Raw genomic sequence first — 14,811 nt, 5'->3', positions numbered from 1 at the left:
CAATGGCGCTTGAACGCTCCGACGTGGAAAAAATCGCTCATCTGGCCTGCCTTGGCCTCAATGATGCCGATCTTCCACACATCACTTCGGCCCTCAACAGCATTCTCGGGCTGGTCGACGAAATGCAGGCGGTCAATACCGACGGTATCGAACCGCTGGCCCACCCACTGGAAGCCAGCCAGCGCCTGCGCGCGGACGTCGTGACCGAGACCAATCACCGCGAGGCCTACCAGTCCATCGCACCAGCGGTCGAAAACGGCCTGTACCTGGTTCCGAAAGTCATCGACTAATAGGGAAAGAGCCTGCAATGCATCAATTGACTCTGGCCGAGATCGCCCGCGGACTCGCCGATAAAAAGTTTTCCTCCGAAGAGCTGACCAAGGTCCTGCTGGCGCGCATCGCCCTGCTCGATCCGCAGCTCAACAGTTTCATCAGCCTCACCGAAGACCTGGCGCTGACGCAGGCGAAAGCCGCTGACGCCCGCCGGGCCAATGGTGAGAGCGGCGCCCTGCTCGGCGCGCCGATCGCCCACAAAGACCTGTTCTGCACCCAGGGCATTCGCACCAGCTGCGGCTCGAAGATGCTCGACAACTTCAAGGCACCGTACGACGCCACTGTCGTCGCCAAGCTGGCCGCTGCCGGCGCCGTGACCCTGGGCAAGACCAACATGGACGAATTCGCCATGGGTTCGGCCAACGAGTCGAGCTACTACGGCGCGGTGAAAAACCCGTGGAACCTGGAACACGTTCCGGGTGGTTCGTCCGGCGGTTCGGCGGCGGCGGTTGCCGCTCGTCTGTTGCCTGCGGCCACCGGCACCGACACTGGCGGCTCGATCCGTCAGCCCGCGGCCCTGACCAACCTCACCGGCCTGAAACCGACCTACGGTCGTGTTTCGCGCTGGGGCATGATTGCCTACGCGTCCAGCCTCGACCAGGGCGGCCCGATGGCACGCACCGCCGAAGACTGCGCGATTTTGTTGCAAGGTATGGCCGGCTTCGATCCGAACGACTCCACCAGCATCGATGAGCCCGTGCCGGACTACAGCGCCAGCCTCAACGGCTCGCTGCAAGGCCTGCGCATTGGCGTGCCTAAAGAGTATTTCAGCGCCGGCCTCGACCCGCGCATCGCCGAGCTGATCCACAACAGCGTCAAGGAGCTGGAAAAGCTCGGTGCCGTGATCAAGGAAATCAGCCTGCCGAACATGCAGCACGCGATTCCCGCGTACTACGTGATCGCGCCAGCAGAGGCCTCCTCCAACCTGTCGCGTTTCGACGGCGTGCGTTTCGGCTATCGCTGCGAAGACCCGAAAAACCTCGAAGACCTGTACAAGCGTTCACGTGGCGAAGGCTTCGGCGTGGAAGTGCAGCGCCGGATCATGGTCGGTGCCTACGCGCTGTCCGCCGGTTACTACGACGCCTACTACCTCAAGGCGCAGAAGATCCGTCGCCTGATCAAGAATGACTTCATGGCAGCCTTCAATGAGGTCGACATCATCCTCGGCCCAACCACGCCGAACCCGGCCTGGAAGCTCGGCGCCAAGAACAGCGACCCGGTCGCTGCCTACCTGGAAGATGTTTACACCATCACCGCCAACCTCGCGGGCCTGCCAGGCCTGTCGATGCCCGCCGGTTTTGTCGACGGTCTGCCGGTCGGCGTGCAACTGCTCGCCCCGTATTTCCAGGAAGGTCGCCTGTTGAACGTTGCCCACCAGTATCAGCTAAACACTGACTGGCACACCCGCACCCCAACCGGCTTCTGAGGAGACACACATGCAATGGGAAGTCGTGATCGGGCTGGAGATTCACACCCAGCTCACCACCCGGTCGAAAATCTTTTCCGGTAGTTCCACCACCTTCGGTTCCGAGCCGAACACCCAGGCCAGCCTCGTAGACCTGGGCATGCCCGGCGTGCTGCCGGTGCTGAACCAGGAAGCGGTGCGCATGGCGGTGATGTTCGGTCTGGCGATTGACGCCGAGATCGGCCAGCACAACGTGTTCGCCCGTAAAAACTACTTCTACCCGGACCTGCCCAAGGGCTATCAGATCAGCCAGATGGAATTGCCGATCGTCGGCAAGGGCCACCTGGACATCGCCCTGGAAGACGGCACGGTCAAACGTGTCGGCATCACCCGCGCGCACCTGGAAGAAGACGCCGGCAAGAGCCTGCACGAAGAATTCAGCGGCGCCACCGGCATCGACCTGAACCGTGCCGGCACACCGCTGCTGGAAATCGTTTCCGAACCGGACATGCGCAGCGCCAAGGAAGCCGTGGCCTACGTCAAGGCGATCCACGCGCTGGTGCGCTACCTGGGCATCTGCGACGGCAACATGGCCGAAGGTTCGCTACGTTGCGACTGCAACGTGTCGATCCGTCCGAAAGGCCAGGTCGAGTTCGGCACCCGCTGCGAGATCAAGAACGTCAACTCGTTCCGCTTCATCGAGAAGGCGATCAACAGCGAAATCCAGCGTCAGATCGAATTGATCGAAGACGGCGGCAAGGTAATCCAGCAGACCCGCCTGTACGATCCGAACAAGGACGAAACCCGTCCGATGCGCAGCAAAGAGGAAGCCAACGACTACCGTTACTTCCCTGACCCGGACCTGCTGCCGGTAGTGATCGAGAACTCGTTCCTCGATGAAGTGCGCGGCACCTTGCCGGAATTGCCACCGCAGAAGCGCGAGCGTTTCCAGGAGCAGTTCGGCCTGTCGGTCTACGACGCCAGCGTGCTGGCCACCAGCCGCGAGCAAGCCGATTACTTCGAGAAAGTCGCGAGCATCGGCGGCGACGCCAAACTGGCGGCGAACTGGGTGATGGTCGAGTTGGGCAGCCTGCTCAACAAGCAAGGCCTGGACATCGAAGAGTCGCCGGTTTCCGCCGAGCTTCTGGGCGGCATGCTGTTGCGCATCAAGGACAACACCATCTCCGGCAAGATCGCCAAGGTGGTGTTTGAAGCGATGGCCAACGGCGAAGGCAATGCGGACGAGATCATCGACAAGCGTGGTCTCAAGCAAGTGACCGACACCGGCGCCATCTCGGCGGTACTGGACGAAATGCTCGCGGCCAACGCCGAGCAGGTCGAGCAATACCGCGCGGCAGACGAAGCCAAGCGCGGCAAGATGTTCGGCTTCTTCGTCGGCCAGGCCATGAAAGCCTCCAAAGGCAAGGCCAACCCGCAACAGGTCAACGAACTGCTCAAAAGCAAGCTCGAAGGCTGATGAGGATGGAGCCAGCTCTAAAATCTGGCTCCATTCCCTGTGGGAGCGAGCTTTTGTGGCGAGGGGGCTTGCCCCCGCTGGGTCGCGAAGCGGCCCCAATTTCCGGATTCGGTTTGTATCTTACAAATCGTGTTTCGAAATTTTGGGACTGCTGCGCAGTCCAACGGGGGCAAGCCCCCTCGCCACATTGGCTCTATCCCACATTTGTTTCGGGAAACCCTTGAATGAAACGTCTGCTCGGCACCTGCGCCCTCCTCTCGCTCCTGGCCGGTTGCGCCAGCACCGACACCGTCGACCCCCACGGCTACGACAAATCCGGCGTGGCTTCGTACTACGGCGCCAAACACCAAGGCAAACGCACCGCCAACGGCGAGCGTTTCAACATGAATTCCATGACCGCCGCCCATCGCCAGCTACCCTTCGGTACACGGGTGAAGGTCACCAATCTGAAAAACGACAAATCCTGCGTGGTCCGCATCAACGATCGCGGCCCGTACAGCCGTGGCCGCCTGATCGACCTGTCCAAGGAAGCCGCCGAGCGCCTGGGCATGCTGCGCAGCGGCACCGCGCGGGTTCGCGTGCAAGCCCTCGACGACTGACCGATGGAGCCTCGACCATTTTCGGACTAGCCGATTTACCCCTGATCAGCGTGATCGAATTGCTCAGCGGATTGCTCCTGCTGATTGTCGGCGCCGAATTGATGGTGCGCGCCGCCGTACGCATCGCCGCGCGGTTGCACGTACGACCGCTGATCATCGGCCTGACCATCGTCGCCCTCGGCAGCAGCGCACCGCAGATGGCGGTCAGCCTGCAAGCGACCCTGGCGCACAATGCCGACATCGCCGTCGGCAGTGTGATCGGCAGCAGCATTTTCAACATCCTCGTCACCCTCGGGTTGTCCGCGCTGATCATTCCGCTGCGGGTTTCCCGGCAACTGGTGCGCCTGGATATTCCGTTGATGATCGGCGCCAGCCTGTTGGTGTTCGTACTCGCCTGGAATGAAGAACTGACCCGTGCCGACGGCGTGATGTTACTGACGGCTCTGGCGATTTACCTGGGCTTGTTGCTGCGCCAGTCACGGCATTCGGGACGGCCGGTATCGAGCCATGACCATCATGCGCAAGCGCCATGGCTGAGCAGCCTGCTGATGATCGTCGCCGGGCTGGCGATGCTGGTGTACGCCGGGCACTTGCTGCTGGGGGCGGCGGTTGCGGTCGCCACCGATCTGGGGTTGTCGGAGCGGATCATCGGCCTGACCATCGTCGCCGTCAGCACCTCACTGCCTGAGCTCGCCACTTCGTTGATCGCGGCAATGCGCGGCGAGCGCGATATTGCCGTGGGCAACGTGATTGGCAGCAACCTGTTCAACCTCTTGGGTGTGCTCGGTTTTACCGCGCTGGTGGCACCGTCGCCGCTGTCGGTGTCGCCCAACGCCCTGGATTTCGACCTGCCGGTGATGCTCGGCGTCGCGGTGCTGTGCCTGCCGCTGTTCTACACCGGCTACCGGGTGACCCGCGCCGAAGGCCTGCTTTTTCTGGGTTTGTACCTGGCGTATGGGCTGCACGTGGTGTCGTTCACCACCGGCATGCCACTGGCCGGCAAGCTGGAACACTTGATGCTGTTTTTCGTCCTGCCGGCGCTGGTGGCGTTTTTGCTGTTCACGTCGCTACGCGCCTGGCATCGCCAACACCATAAGAAGGAAGTCCCATGACCGAGAATAAAAAAACCGGCGTTGAAGTCCGCCGCCAAGTGATGGGCGACGCCTTCGTCGACCGCGCACTGGGCAATGCCACCGAGTTCACTCAGCCGCTGCAGGATTTCGTCAATGAACACGCCTGGGGCGGTGTGTGGAATCGCGAAGGCCTGCCGCTGAAAACCCGCAGCCTGATCACTCTTGCCGCCCTGACTGCACTCAAGTGCCCGCAGGAGTTGAAAGGTCACGTGCGCGGTGCGCTGAACAACGGCTGCACTGTGGATGAGATTCGCGAGGCGTTGCTGCATTGCGCAGTGTATGCCGGTGTACCGGCGGCGATTGATGCGTTTCGGGCGGCGCAGGAAGTGATCGAGCAATACCAGCAGCCCCAGTAACGCGTTAATCCTTCATTCAATGGGGAGGCCCTGGTTTCTCCATTGAATGCGCCCCCACCCAACATCAACTAACGCCAGTTAACACTCGCAACTTTCAAATACAAATATCCAGACAAACAACCCTTCATAAAAACACTTTCAACACCAACCCCACAAAGACAAACTTTTCCCGCCACAGAAATTCCCGCAAAAAACAAATCAAATATAATTTGAAACAAGCGAGAGCCATTCTATGCGATCCAGTCTTTGTGTCATTCTTTCGAGCACCTGCATTTCCCTTGCGCTTGCAAGCCTCACTGCACAAGCCGAAACTTCCGTTAATGCTTGTCTTGGCACCCCTTACAACTTCAGTGAAACATTGAATTGCTATAAAAAAGAGCAAGCCTCGCAGCCATTGCTCTATGTCGCCAAAGATACCCAGGTTTTTCCAGGCGTCGAAAAGCGCAGCTTTGAGCTATCCTCCCAGCGCTGGTCACCTGATGGACTGGTCAGCCCGGAACAATGGCAACATGACGTGGAAATCTACATCCCCCACAACGCCATGCGCGGGCAGGCGGTGTTGGTGGCAAATAACGGAACCAACATTCCCGCTGGCAAAAAAGCAGCCTCTGAGCCCACAGACTTCACTCAAGCCATGGCGCTGGAAGTTGCACGCAAAACCAGCACTATTGTTATTTCGCTAAGTAACATCCCCAATCAATATCTGACTTATGCCGATGACGGTCTCGCTCGCACAGAAGATTCCAGCGTTGCCCATAGCTGGAAGTTGTTTCTCAACAATCCGGAAGCGCGCCCTTACATGTCGGTTCATGTGCCAATGATGGCAGCGCTGGTCAAGACCATGGATCTGGCCCAGAAAGAACTGGGACCATGGCAAGTTGACCGGTTCATTGCCACCGGGGCATCGAAACGCGCTTGGGCAGCCTGGCTGTCGGCAATTGCCGATGAGCGAATCAATGCCGTCGTGCCCTTTGTCATTGATGGCCTGGGTACAGAAAAGGTACTTGAGCACACCTATCAAAGCTTTGGAAAAAACTGGCCGCTGGCTTTCTATGACTATTACGCAGAAGGCGTCCTGCGTCAGCGACACAGCGAAAACTTCAAAAAGCTGATGAAAATCGAAGATCCGCTGACCTACCTGGAAAGTGCTTACGCAGAGCGATTGTCGATCCCCAAATACATCGTGAACGCCAGCAGCGACGATTTTTTCGCTCCCGACAACTCGGATTTCTATTTTGACCAACTGCCTGGACCGAAGAGCTTGCGCGTTGCCCCCAATGCCAGCCACACCGGGATCAGGCAATTCGTTGAAAACTCGTTGATTTCAGTGATCAATCGGTGGCAGCAGAATCGCCCGCTGCCCATCATCACAACAAACACAACAAGCAATGGCACTGGCAAAGCCGTTTCCCTGCAGTTCAGCGAAGCACCGGTTCAGGTGACTCAGTGGACTGCAGTAAACCCGATGGCTCGTGATTTCCGGGACTCTTGCGGAATTCGCTATGAACCCAGGCACATCTCCCCTTCCAGCCCCTTGAGTGCACAGGTACACATAGATACGCCCGAACAGGGCTGGACAGCTACATTTGTCGAGACGACCTTCGCCGATGGTTTCGTCGCCACTACACCGGTGCAAATCACGCCTGATCGCTACCCGACCGGCGCACCTCCCGAGACCGGGCCTTTGTGCAAAACCCTGCCTGACGTAGCCGGGCGCTAAATCCATCCGCCCCACTGCAACAAAAAGATCCCGATGTTGGTGGTGACCGCCGCCATCAACGTGGTGATCACAATGATCGCCGCCGCCAGTTCATGATTGCCTTGCGCTGCCCTGGCCATGACGAAACTGGCAGCGGCGGTCGGGCTGCCGAAGTACAGAAACAGAATCCCCAGCTCCGCGCCACGAAAGCCCCACAACCACGCCCCCAACGTCGCCAGCACCGGCAAACCGATCATCTTCACCAGGCTTGAACTCAGCGCCATGCTGCCGCTTTTGCGCAGCGCCGCCAGCGACAACGTGCCGCCGATGCAGATCAACGCCAGCGGCAAGGTGGTTTGCGCCAGGTACTGGCCGGAGGTCTCCAGCCAGCCGGGCAAGCCGATCTTGAAATAGGCGAACGGAGCAGCCGTGATCACGCTGATGATCAGCGGATTGCTGAACACGCTTTTGCAGATGCTCCACGGATCGGACTTGATCACCGGGCTGTACACCGCCAGCACGATGGTCGACAGCGTGTTGTAGAACAGGATCACCAGCGCCGCGAGGATCGCGCCGAGGGAAATCCCGTAGTCGCCGTACATGCTTGCCGCCAGCGCCAGGCCGATGACCCCGTTGTTACCGCGAAAGGCACCCTGGGTGTAGATCCCGCGATCTTCCCGCGGGCACTTCCAGATCGCCCAGCCCCAGGCGATGGCAAAACACGCCAGGGTCGCGAGGGAGAAATAGATCAACAGTGCCGGCTGCAACGCCGCGTGCAGGTCGGCATGCAGGATGCCCAGAAACAGCAACGCCGGCATGGTGACATTGAACACCAGGGCCGACGCAGTGTGGATGAAGTTGTCGTTGATCCAGTCGATGCGTTTGAGTAGCACCCCCAGAAACAGCATGGCAAACACCGGCGCGGTGATGTTCAGGGTTTCGAGGAAAATTGCCAGCATGCCGGGAGGACCTTGGGGGTGGGCGTCGTTAGGGGGCTAATGATAGGCCACTGAAGACTTCGGCGCCTGCCAGATCGCCTTCGCGAGCAAGCCCGCTCCCACATTTGATCAGTGTCAAACACAAAATTTGTGCGCGACGACAATCCAGTGTGGGAGCGGGCTTGCTCGCGAAGCAGGCGACTCGGTCTTACGTAATCGGCGCCGGGTTGAACAAGGTGATGTCGTTATGCAGCTTGTGCTGCTCGGCCCACGTCTGCTTCTTGCCGCTGGCCACATCCAGGTAGTAGTGGAACAGTTCCCAGCCAAGCTCCTCGATCGATGCGCGCCCGGTGGCAATGCGCCCGGCGTCGATGTCGATCAGGTCCGGCCAGCGTTGCGCCAGTTCGGTCCGGGTCGAGACCTTCACCACCGGCGCCATGGCCAGCCCGTAAGGCGTGCCACGACCGGTGGTGAACACATGCAGGTTCATCCCCGCCGCCAACTGCAAGGTCCCGCAGACAAAGTCGCTGGCCGGGGTCGCGCAGAAGATCAGGCCTTTGCGCTTGAAACGCTCGCCAGGGCCAAGCACGCCGTTGATTGCGCTGCTGCCGGACTTGACGATCGACCCCAGGGATTTCTCGACAATGTTCGACAACCCGCCCTTCTTGTTGCCCGGCGTGGTGTTGGCACTGCGATCCGCCTCGCCCTTGGCCAGGTAGCGGTCGTACCAGTCCATTTCCCGCACCAGTTCCTGGGCGACGTCCTGATTTTCCGCGCGGGAGGTGAGCAGGTAAATGGCATCGCGCACTTCGGTGACTTCGGAAAACATCACCGTCGCACCGGCCCGCAGCAGCAGGTCCGAGGCATAACCGAGCGCCGGGTTGGCGGTGATGCCGGAGAATGCATCACTACCGCCACATTGCATGCCAAGGATCAGCTCGGACGCCGGCACGGTTTCCCGGCGACGTTGATCAAGCTTCTTCAAACGGGTTTCGGCCAGTTCCATGATCTGCTCGATCATCTCGGTGAAGCCGTGGCTGGAATCCTGCAGGCGATACAGCCACGGCTCACTCAAATCAACCGAAGCATCGCCCTCGTGCATCACTTGCCCGGCCTGCAATTTCTCGCAGCCCAGACTGATCACCAAGGCTTCACCGCCCAGGTTGGGGTTGCGTGCCAGGTTACGCACCGTGCGGATCGGGATGTACGCGTCAGTCGCAGTGATCGCCACACCACAGCCGTAGCTGTGGGTCAGCGCCACCACGTCATCGACGTGCGGATACTTGGGCAGCAACTCGTCCTTGATGCGCTTGACCGCATGATCCAGCACCCCGGTCACGCACTGCACGGTGGTAGTGATGCCGAGAATGTTGCGCGTGCCGACGGTGCCGTCGGCGTTGCGATAACCCTCGAAGGTGAAGCCTTCCAGCGGTGCCTGCGCGGCCGGCACGTCGGTGGACAGCGGCAGGCTGTCCAGCGGTGGCGCGGTCGGCATGCGCAGTTGATCTTCCTTGACCCAACTGCCGCGGGGAATCGGCTGCAAGGCATAGCCAATGACCTGGCCGTAACGAATCACCTGGCCACCTTCGGGAATGTCTTCCAGGGTGACCTTGTGGCTCTGTGGCACGAAGTCCACGGTGACCAGGCCGTCCGCAAACTCGGTACCGGCCGGTACACCCTGATCATTGACCACGATCACTACGTTGTCCCGCTCGTGCAGGCGGATGTAGCGCGGCGAGTCGGAATGTTCAATCAACTGCATGACGCCGCTCCTCAGGAATGCGCTTGAGACAATTTGCCAGGGGCTTCAGAACCGTTCGCTGGTGGCTCTTTTAGCACCACACGCTTGATCGGGCCCACAATCACCAGATAGCTGAACACCGCGACCAATGCGTTGCAACCAACGAACACCAACGCCCATTTGAACGAACCGGTGGAGCTGATGATGTAGCCGATGACGATCGGGGTGGTGATCGACGCAATGTTACCGAAGGTGTTGAACAGGCCACCGCTCAGACCGGCGATCTGCTTCGGCGAGGTGTCGGACACCACGGCCCAGCCCAGTGCGCCCACGCCTTTGCCGAAGAACGCCAGGGCCATGAAGCCGACCACCATCCATTCAACATCCACATAGTTGCAGGCCACGATGCTGCTGGAAACCAGCAGGCCGGCAATGATCGGCGCCTTGCGGGCGAAGGTCAGGGAATGGCCTTTGCGCAGCAGGTAATCGGAAATCACCCCGCCGAGCACACCACCGATGAAGCCACAGATCGCCGGCAAGGACGCGATGAAACCGGCCTTGAGGATGGTCATGCCGCGTTCCTGCACCAGGTATACCGGGAACCAGGTCAGGAAGAAGTAGGTGATGCCGTTGATACAGTATTGGCCCAGGTACACGCCGAGCATCATGCGGTTGGTCAGCAGCTGCCGGATGTAGTCCCACTTCGGACCGTCGGCCTTCTTGCCCTTCTGGTCCATGTCGACCATGCCGCCGTTTTCGGAGATGTGCTTGAACTCAGCATCGTTGATCCGTGGGTGTTCGCGCGGGCTGTAGATCACTTTCAGCCAGACCAGCGAGAAGATGATGCCCAGGATACCCATGACGATGAACACGTGCTCCCAGCCGAAGGCGTAGACGATCCAGCCCATCAGCGGAGCGAACAGCACGGTGGCGAAGTATTGCGCCGAGTTGAAGATCGCCGAGGCCGTACCGCGTTCAGCAGTCGGGAACCACGCCGCAACGATGCGGGCGTTACCAGGGAAGGACGGCGCTTCGGCCAGGCCCACCAGGAAGCGCAGCATGAACAACGCAACCACCGCCGTGGACATGCCGAATTCACCGACGAAGCCTTGCAGCACGGTGAACAGCGACCAGGTGAAGATGCTCAGTGCGTAGATTTTTTTCGAGCCGAAACGGTCCAGCAGCCAGCCGCCGGGGATTTGCCCGGCCACGTAGGCCCAACCGAATGCGGAGAAGATGTAGCCGAGGGTAACGGCGTCGATGCCGAGGTCTTTTTGCAGGCTGGAGCCGGCGATTGCGATGGTAGCCCGGTCGGCGTAGTTGATCGTGGTCACCAGAAACAGCATGAGCAGGATCAAATAGCGGACGTGAGTCGGCTTCTGGGTCGATTGCATGTAGATGTACTCCCACTGATTATTTTTATGCGCGGGTGAATCTTTTGTGCCCTGTAGGAGCGAGCTTGCTCGCGATGGTGGTCAACGATGACGCTGGGCATCAGGTTTACCGCCGCGACCTCGAGACCTTCGCGAGCAGGCTCGCTCCTACAGGGGTATTGCGTTTACGAACCGATGTAGCTGGTTTTCACGACCGTGTAGAACTCTTGCGCATATCGACCTTGCTCACGTGATCCATAGGATGAACCTTTACGCCCACCGAACGGAACGTGGTAATCCACACCGGCGGTCGGCAGGTTGACCATCACCATCCCGGCCTGGGAGTGGCGCTTGAAGTGGTTGGCGTACTTCAAGGACGTGGTAGCGATGCCCGCCGACAGCCCGAACTCGGTGTCGTTGGCCATGGCCAGCGCGGCTTCGTAATCGGCGACGCGCACAATGTTCGCCACCGGGCCGAAGATCTCTTCCCGGCTGATGCGCATCGACGCTTCGCTGTCGGCAAACAGGGTTGGCGCGAGGAAGTAACCCTCGGTGTCGCACGTCACCAGACCACCGCCGCTGACCAGGCGCGCACCTTCGGACTGGCCGATGTCGATGTACTTCATGTCCTGCTCAAGCTGCGCTTGCGAGACTACCGGCCCGATGTCGGTACCAGCCTTCAACGCGTGGCCGACCTTGATCGATTTCATGCGCTCGGCCATGGCTTCGACGAACTGGTCGTGGATACCACCGGTGACGATGAAACGGCTCGAAGCGGTGCAACGCTGGCCGGTGGAGTAGAACGCGCTCTGTACCGACAGTTCGACCGCTTGCTTGAGGTCGGCGTCGTCGAGAATGATCTGCGGGTTCTTGCCACCCATTTCCAACTGGACCTTGGCTTGGCGCGACACGCAGCTGACGGCGATCTGACGCCCCACGCCCACGGAACCGGTGAAGCTGATGCCGTCGACTTTCGGGCTGTGGACCAGTGCATCGCCAACCACGCGACCGCTGCCCATCACCAGGTTGAACACACCGGCCGGGAAGCCTGCACGGGAGATGATTTCGGCCAGGGCCCAGGCGCAACCCGGCACCAGATCGGCCGGCTTGAGCACAACGCAGTTGCCGTAGGCCAGGGCCGGAGCGATTTTCCACGCAGGGATGGCAATCGGGAAATTCCACGGGGTGATCAGACCGACCACGCCCAGTGCTTCGCGAGTGACTTCAACGTTGACGCCCGGACGCACCGACGGCAGGTAGTCGCCGGACAGACGCAGGCACTCGCCGGCGAAGAACTTGAAGATATTACCGGCGCGGGTCACTTCGCCGATGGCTTCGGGCAGGGTTTTGCCCTCTTCCCGGGCCAGCAGGGTGCCGAGTTCTTCGCGACGGGCGAGGATTTCAGTACCGACTTTGTCCAGGGAATCGTGACGCGCCTGAATGCCGGAAGTCGACCAGGCAGGGAACGCGGCACGGGCGGCGTCGATGGCGGCGTGGACCTGAGCCAGGTCAGCCTTGGCATAGTCGCCGATGGCGTCGCTCAGTTCGGACGGGTTGATGTTGGTCGAATAATCGCCACCGGCAACCCATTCGCCGTTGATGTAGTTATCGAAACGCTTTGAATCAGCCACTTGAAGATCTCCTCACGCAAAAGGCCGCTGATTGCTCAGCGGCCTTACTTAATCGGATGTGTTACTGCGCGCCCTGCTTGTCGATCAGCGCGGCGAGCATTTCGTACTCTTCGCCGGTCAGATCGGTCAGCGGTGCACGCACAGGACCTGCGTCGTAGCCGGCGATTTTTGCCCCGGCCTTGACGATGCTCACGGCATAACCGGCCTTGCGGTTACGGATGTCCAGGTACGGCAGGAAGAAGTCGTCGATGATCTTGCCAACGGTGGCGTGATCTTCACGAGCGATCGCGTGGTAGAAGTCCATCGCGGTTTTCGGGATGAAGTTGAACACCGCCGAGGAGTAGACCGGTACGCCCAGGGCCTTGTAGGCCGCGGCGTAGACTTCGGCGGTCGGCAAGCCACCCAGGTAGCTGAAGCGATCACCGAGGCGGCGACGGATCGACACCATCAACTCGATATCACCCAGGCCATCCTTGTAGCCGATCAGGTTCGGACAGCGCTCGGCCAGACGTTCCAGCAGCGGCGCGGTCAGGCGGCAGACGTTACGGTTGTAGACCACCACGCCGATGTTGACCGATTTGCACACGGCTTCAACGTGGGCGGCAACGCCGTCCTGGCTGGCTTCGGTCAGGTAGTGCGGCAGCAGCAACAGGCCTTTGGCGCCCAGACGCTCGGCTTCCTGTGCGTATTCGATGGCCTGGCGGGTCGCACCGCCCACACCGGCCAGGATTGGCACGCTGGTGGCGCAAGTATCGACGGCAGTCTTGATGATCTCCGAATATTCGCTGGCCGCCAGAGAGAAGAACTCACCGGTGCCGCCTGCGGCGAACAGAGCCGAGGCGCCGTATGGGGCCAGCCATTCCAGACGCTTGATGTAGCCAGCGCGGTTGAAGTCGCCCTGCGCATTGAAATCGGTAACCGGGAAAGACAGCAGACCGGAAGAGAGGATGGACTTCAGTTCTTGTGGATTCATTATTCGAACACCCTGGGTAGCGACGTTGTGTGAGAAAACCGTTCAGCCTGCGCCGAAGTTGTAGGTCATCGTACAACTTAAAATACAACCGTCAACTGCATTTCATCGCAGGGGGTGAAAATTGTTCGACAAGAAAGGCTATTGACCTGATTTTTAGCGAGTTTCAGCGGAGGAAGGACCGTTGCGAGCACCGTGATAAACGGTCGCTTGAGAGATACGTTGTCGGAAGATGCGGGAAAACTACTGGATTTGTTTTATGGCTTACGGCCCTATCGCGAGCAGGCTCGCTCCTACAGTGATCTTCAGTGTTGTGAGATCCACTGTAGGAGCGAGCCTGCTCGCGATAGCGGTAGTTCAGACGATGGAGGACAAGGGCAGATTACTTACCCTCGCTGCGCCTCAGCCTCTTCATGGGCATGACGCAACCGCTCACGGCTGTTGGTCAGGTGCAAACGCATGGCGGCCCGCGCCGCATCGGAATCCTGACGGGCAATGGCATCGTAGATTTCTTCGTGCTCACGGCTCAGGCGACCCATGTAGTGCTGCTGGTCGTCATGGGCCAGGCGCGCGGAGTTCAGCCGTGTGCGCGGAATGATGCTGGTGCCCAGGTGGGTCATGATGTCGGTGAAATAACGGTTGCCGGTGGACAGCGCGATTTCGAGATGGAAGGCGAAGTCCGAGGCCACGGCGTCACTGGCGTGAGCGGCGCTTTCATTCAACGCATCGAGGGCGGCGCGCATGTTGGCCAGTTGTTCCGGACTGCGACGTTGCGCCGCCAGCCCGGCGGACTCCACTTCCAGGCTGATGCGCAGTTCCAGGATCGCCAGCACATCGCGCAAGGTCACCACGGTCGCCGGGTCGATGCGGAAACCGCTCGGGCTCGGCGTGTCGAGCACGAAGGTGCCGATACCGTGGCGGGTCTCCACTTGCCCTGCCGCCTGCAAACGCGAAATCGCTTCGCGCACCACCGTGCGGCTGACGCCATGGGCATCCATGATGGCCGACTCGGTGGGCAACTTGTCGCCACGCTTGAGATGGCCGTCGCGGATCTGCTCGGACAGCACCGTCACCAGTTCCTGAGCGAGGCTGCGGCGCTTGCGAGGGAGGCGTGGTGCGTCGTTCGGGTTTTCCATGGTGAACATCTGTCTCGAAA

Annotated in this window: 13 protein-coding genes; 7 read left to right on the top strand and 6 right to left on the bottom strand. The window is 60.2% G+C overall.

What is annotated here, in order from left to right:
* Nucleotides 1-2: 2 nt before the first annotated feature.
* The 7 genes from gatC to AC3IX1_RS04175 all read left to right on the top strand — a co-directional run bounded on the left by gatC (nucleotide 3) and on the right by AC3IX1_RS04175 (nucleotide 7,023).
* Nucleotides 3-290, top strand: a complete 288-nt coding sequence (gene gatC / locus AC3IX1_RS04205; RefSeq protein WP_007901429.1) for an Asp-tRNA(Asn)/Glu-tRNA(Gln) amidotransferase subunit GatC — start codon at nucleotides 3-5, stop codon at nucleotides 288-290.
* A 17-nt stretch (nucleotides 291-307) separates the two neighbouring features.
* Nucleotides 308-1,759: an Asp-tRNA(Asn)/Glu-tRNA(Gln) amidotransferase subunit GatA gene (gene gatA / locus AC3IX1_RS04200; RefSeq protein ID WP_489387239.1), complete on the top strand. Its 1,452-nt coding sequence runs from the start codon at nucleotides 308-310 to the stop codon at nucleotides 1,757-1,759.
* Nucleotides 1,760-1,769: 10 nt separating this feature from the next.
* Entirely contained in the window at nucleotides 1,770-3,215 is a 1,446-nt protein-coding gene (gene gatB / locus AC3IX1_RS04195) for an Asp-tRNA(Asn)/Glu-tRNA(Gln) amidotransferase subunit GatB (protein WP_489387238.1), read from the top strand.
* A 224-nt stretch (nucleotides 3,216-3,439) separates the two neighbouring features.
* Entirely contained in the window at nucleotides 3,440-3,814 is a 375-nt protein-coding gene (locus AC3IX1_RS04190; protein WP_489387237.1) for a septal ring lytic transglycosylase RlpA family protein, read from the top strand.
* A 50-nt stretch (nucleotides 3,815-3,864) separates the two neighbouring features.
* On the top strand, nucleotides 3,865-4,926 hold the full coding sequence (locus AC3IX1_RS04185) for a calcium/sodium antiporter (RefSeq protein ID WP_489387236.1): 1,062 nt from the start codon (nucleotides 3,865-3,867) through the stop codon (nucleotides 4,924-4,926).
* Complete coding sequence (locus AC3IX1_RS04180) at nucleotides 4,923-5,303, top strand: carboxymuconolactone decarboxylase family protein (RefSeq protein WP_489387235.1); 381 nt, start codon at nucleotides 4,923-4,925, stop codon at nucleotides 5,301-5,303. The genes AC3IX1_RS04185 and AC3IX1_RS04180 overlap by 4 nt, the downstream gene beginning before the upstream one ends.
* Before the next feature lie 232 nt (nucleotides 5,304-5,535).
* Complete coding sequence (locus AC3IX1_RS04175; protein WP_489387234.1) at nucleotides 5,536-7,023, top strand: PhoPQ-activated pathogenicity-related family protein; 1,488 nt, start codon at nucleotides 5,536-5,538, stop codon at nucleotides 7,021-7,023.
* On the opposite strand, the gene AC3IX1_RS04170 is transcribed toward AC3IX1_RS04175, so the two are convergent.
* The 6 genes from AC3IX1_RS04170 to AC3IX1_RS04145 form a co-directional block, all read right to left on the bottom strand.
* Complete coding sequence (locus tag AC3IX1_RS04170) at nucleotides 7,020-7,961, bottom strand: AEC family transporter (protein ID WP_489387233.1); 942 nt, start codon at nucleotides 7,959-7,961, stop codon at nucleotides 7,020-7,022. The two genes, AC3IX1_RS04175 and AC3IX1_RS04170, sit on opposite strands and share 4 nt — an antisense overlap.
* Before the next feature lie 187 nt (nucleotides 7,962-8,148).
* Nucleotides 8,149-9,702, bottom strand: coding sequence for a galactarate dehydratase (gene garD / locus AC3IX1_RS04165; protein WP_489387232.1), 1,554 nt, complete (start codon nucleotides 9,700-9,702; stop codon nucleotides 8,149-8,151).
* An 11-nt stretch (nucleotides 9,703-9,713) separates the two neighbouring features.
* Nucleotides 9,714-11,075, bottom strand: a complete 1,362-nt coding sequence (locus tag AC3IX1_RS04160) for an MFS transporter (protein WP_489387231.1) — start codon at nucleotides 11,073-11,075, stop codon at nucleotides 9,714-9,716.
* A 164-nt stretch (nucleotides 11,076-11,239) separates the two neighbouring features.
* Nucleotides 11,240-12,685: an aldehyde dehydrogenase family protein gene (locus AC3IX1_RS04155; protein ID WP_489387230.1), complete on the bottom strand. Its 1,446-nt coding sequence runs from the start codon at nucleotides 12,683-12,685 to the stop codon at nucleotides 11,240-11,242.
* Between the two features lie 61 nt (nucleotides 12,686-12,746).
* Nucleotides 12,747-13,658 carry a 5-dehydro-4-deoxyglucarate dehydratase gene (gene kdgD, locus AC3IX1_RS04150; RefSeq protein ID WP_489318343.1) on the bottom strand — a complete coding sequence of 304 codons (912 nt, stop codon included), beginning with the start codon at nucleotides 13,656-13,658 and terminating at the stop codon, nucleotides 12,747-12,749.
* A gap of 383 nt (nucleotides 13,659-14,041) precedes the next feature.
* The gene (locus tag AC3IX1_RS04145) at nucleotides 14,042-14,791 is read right to left on the bottom strand and encodes a FadR/GntR family transcriptional regulator (RefSeq protein WP_223467498.1); all 750 of its coding nucleotides are present in this window, start codon (nucleotides 14,789-14,791) and stop codon (nucleotides 14,042-14,044) included.
* Nucleotides 14,792-14,811: the final 20 nt, after the last annotated feature.

The sequence above is a fragment of the Pseudomonas sp. KH_046_2 genome, assembly GCF_057838985.1.
The sequence above is the reverse complement of the archived record's forward strand: the minus strand, read 5'-3'. Positions and strand labels throughout refer to the sequence as shown.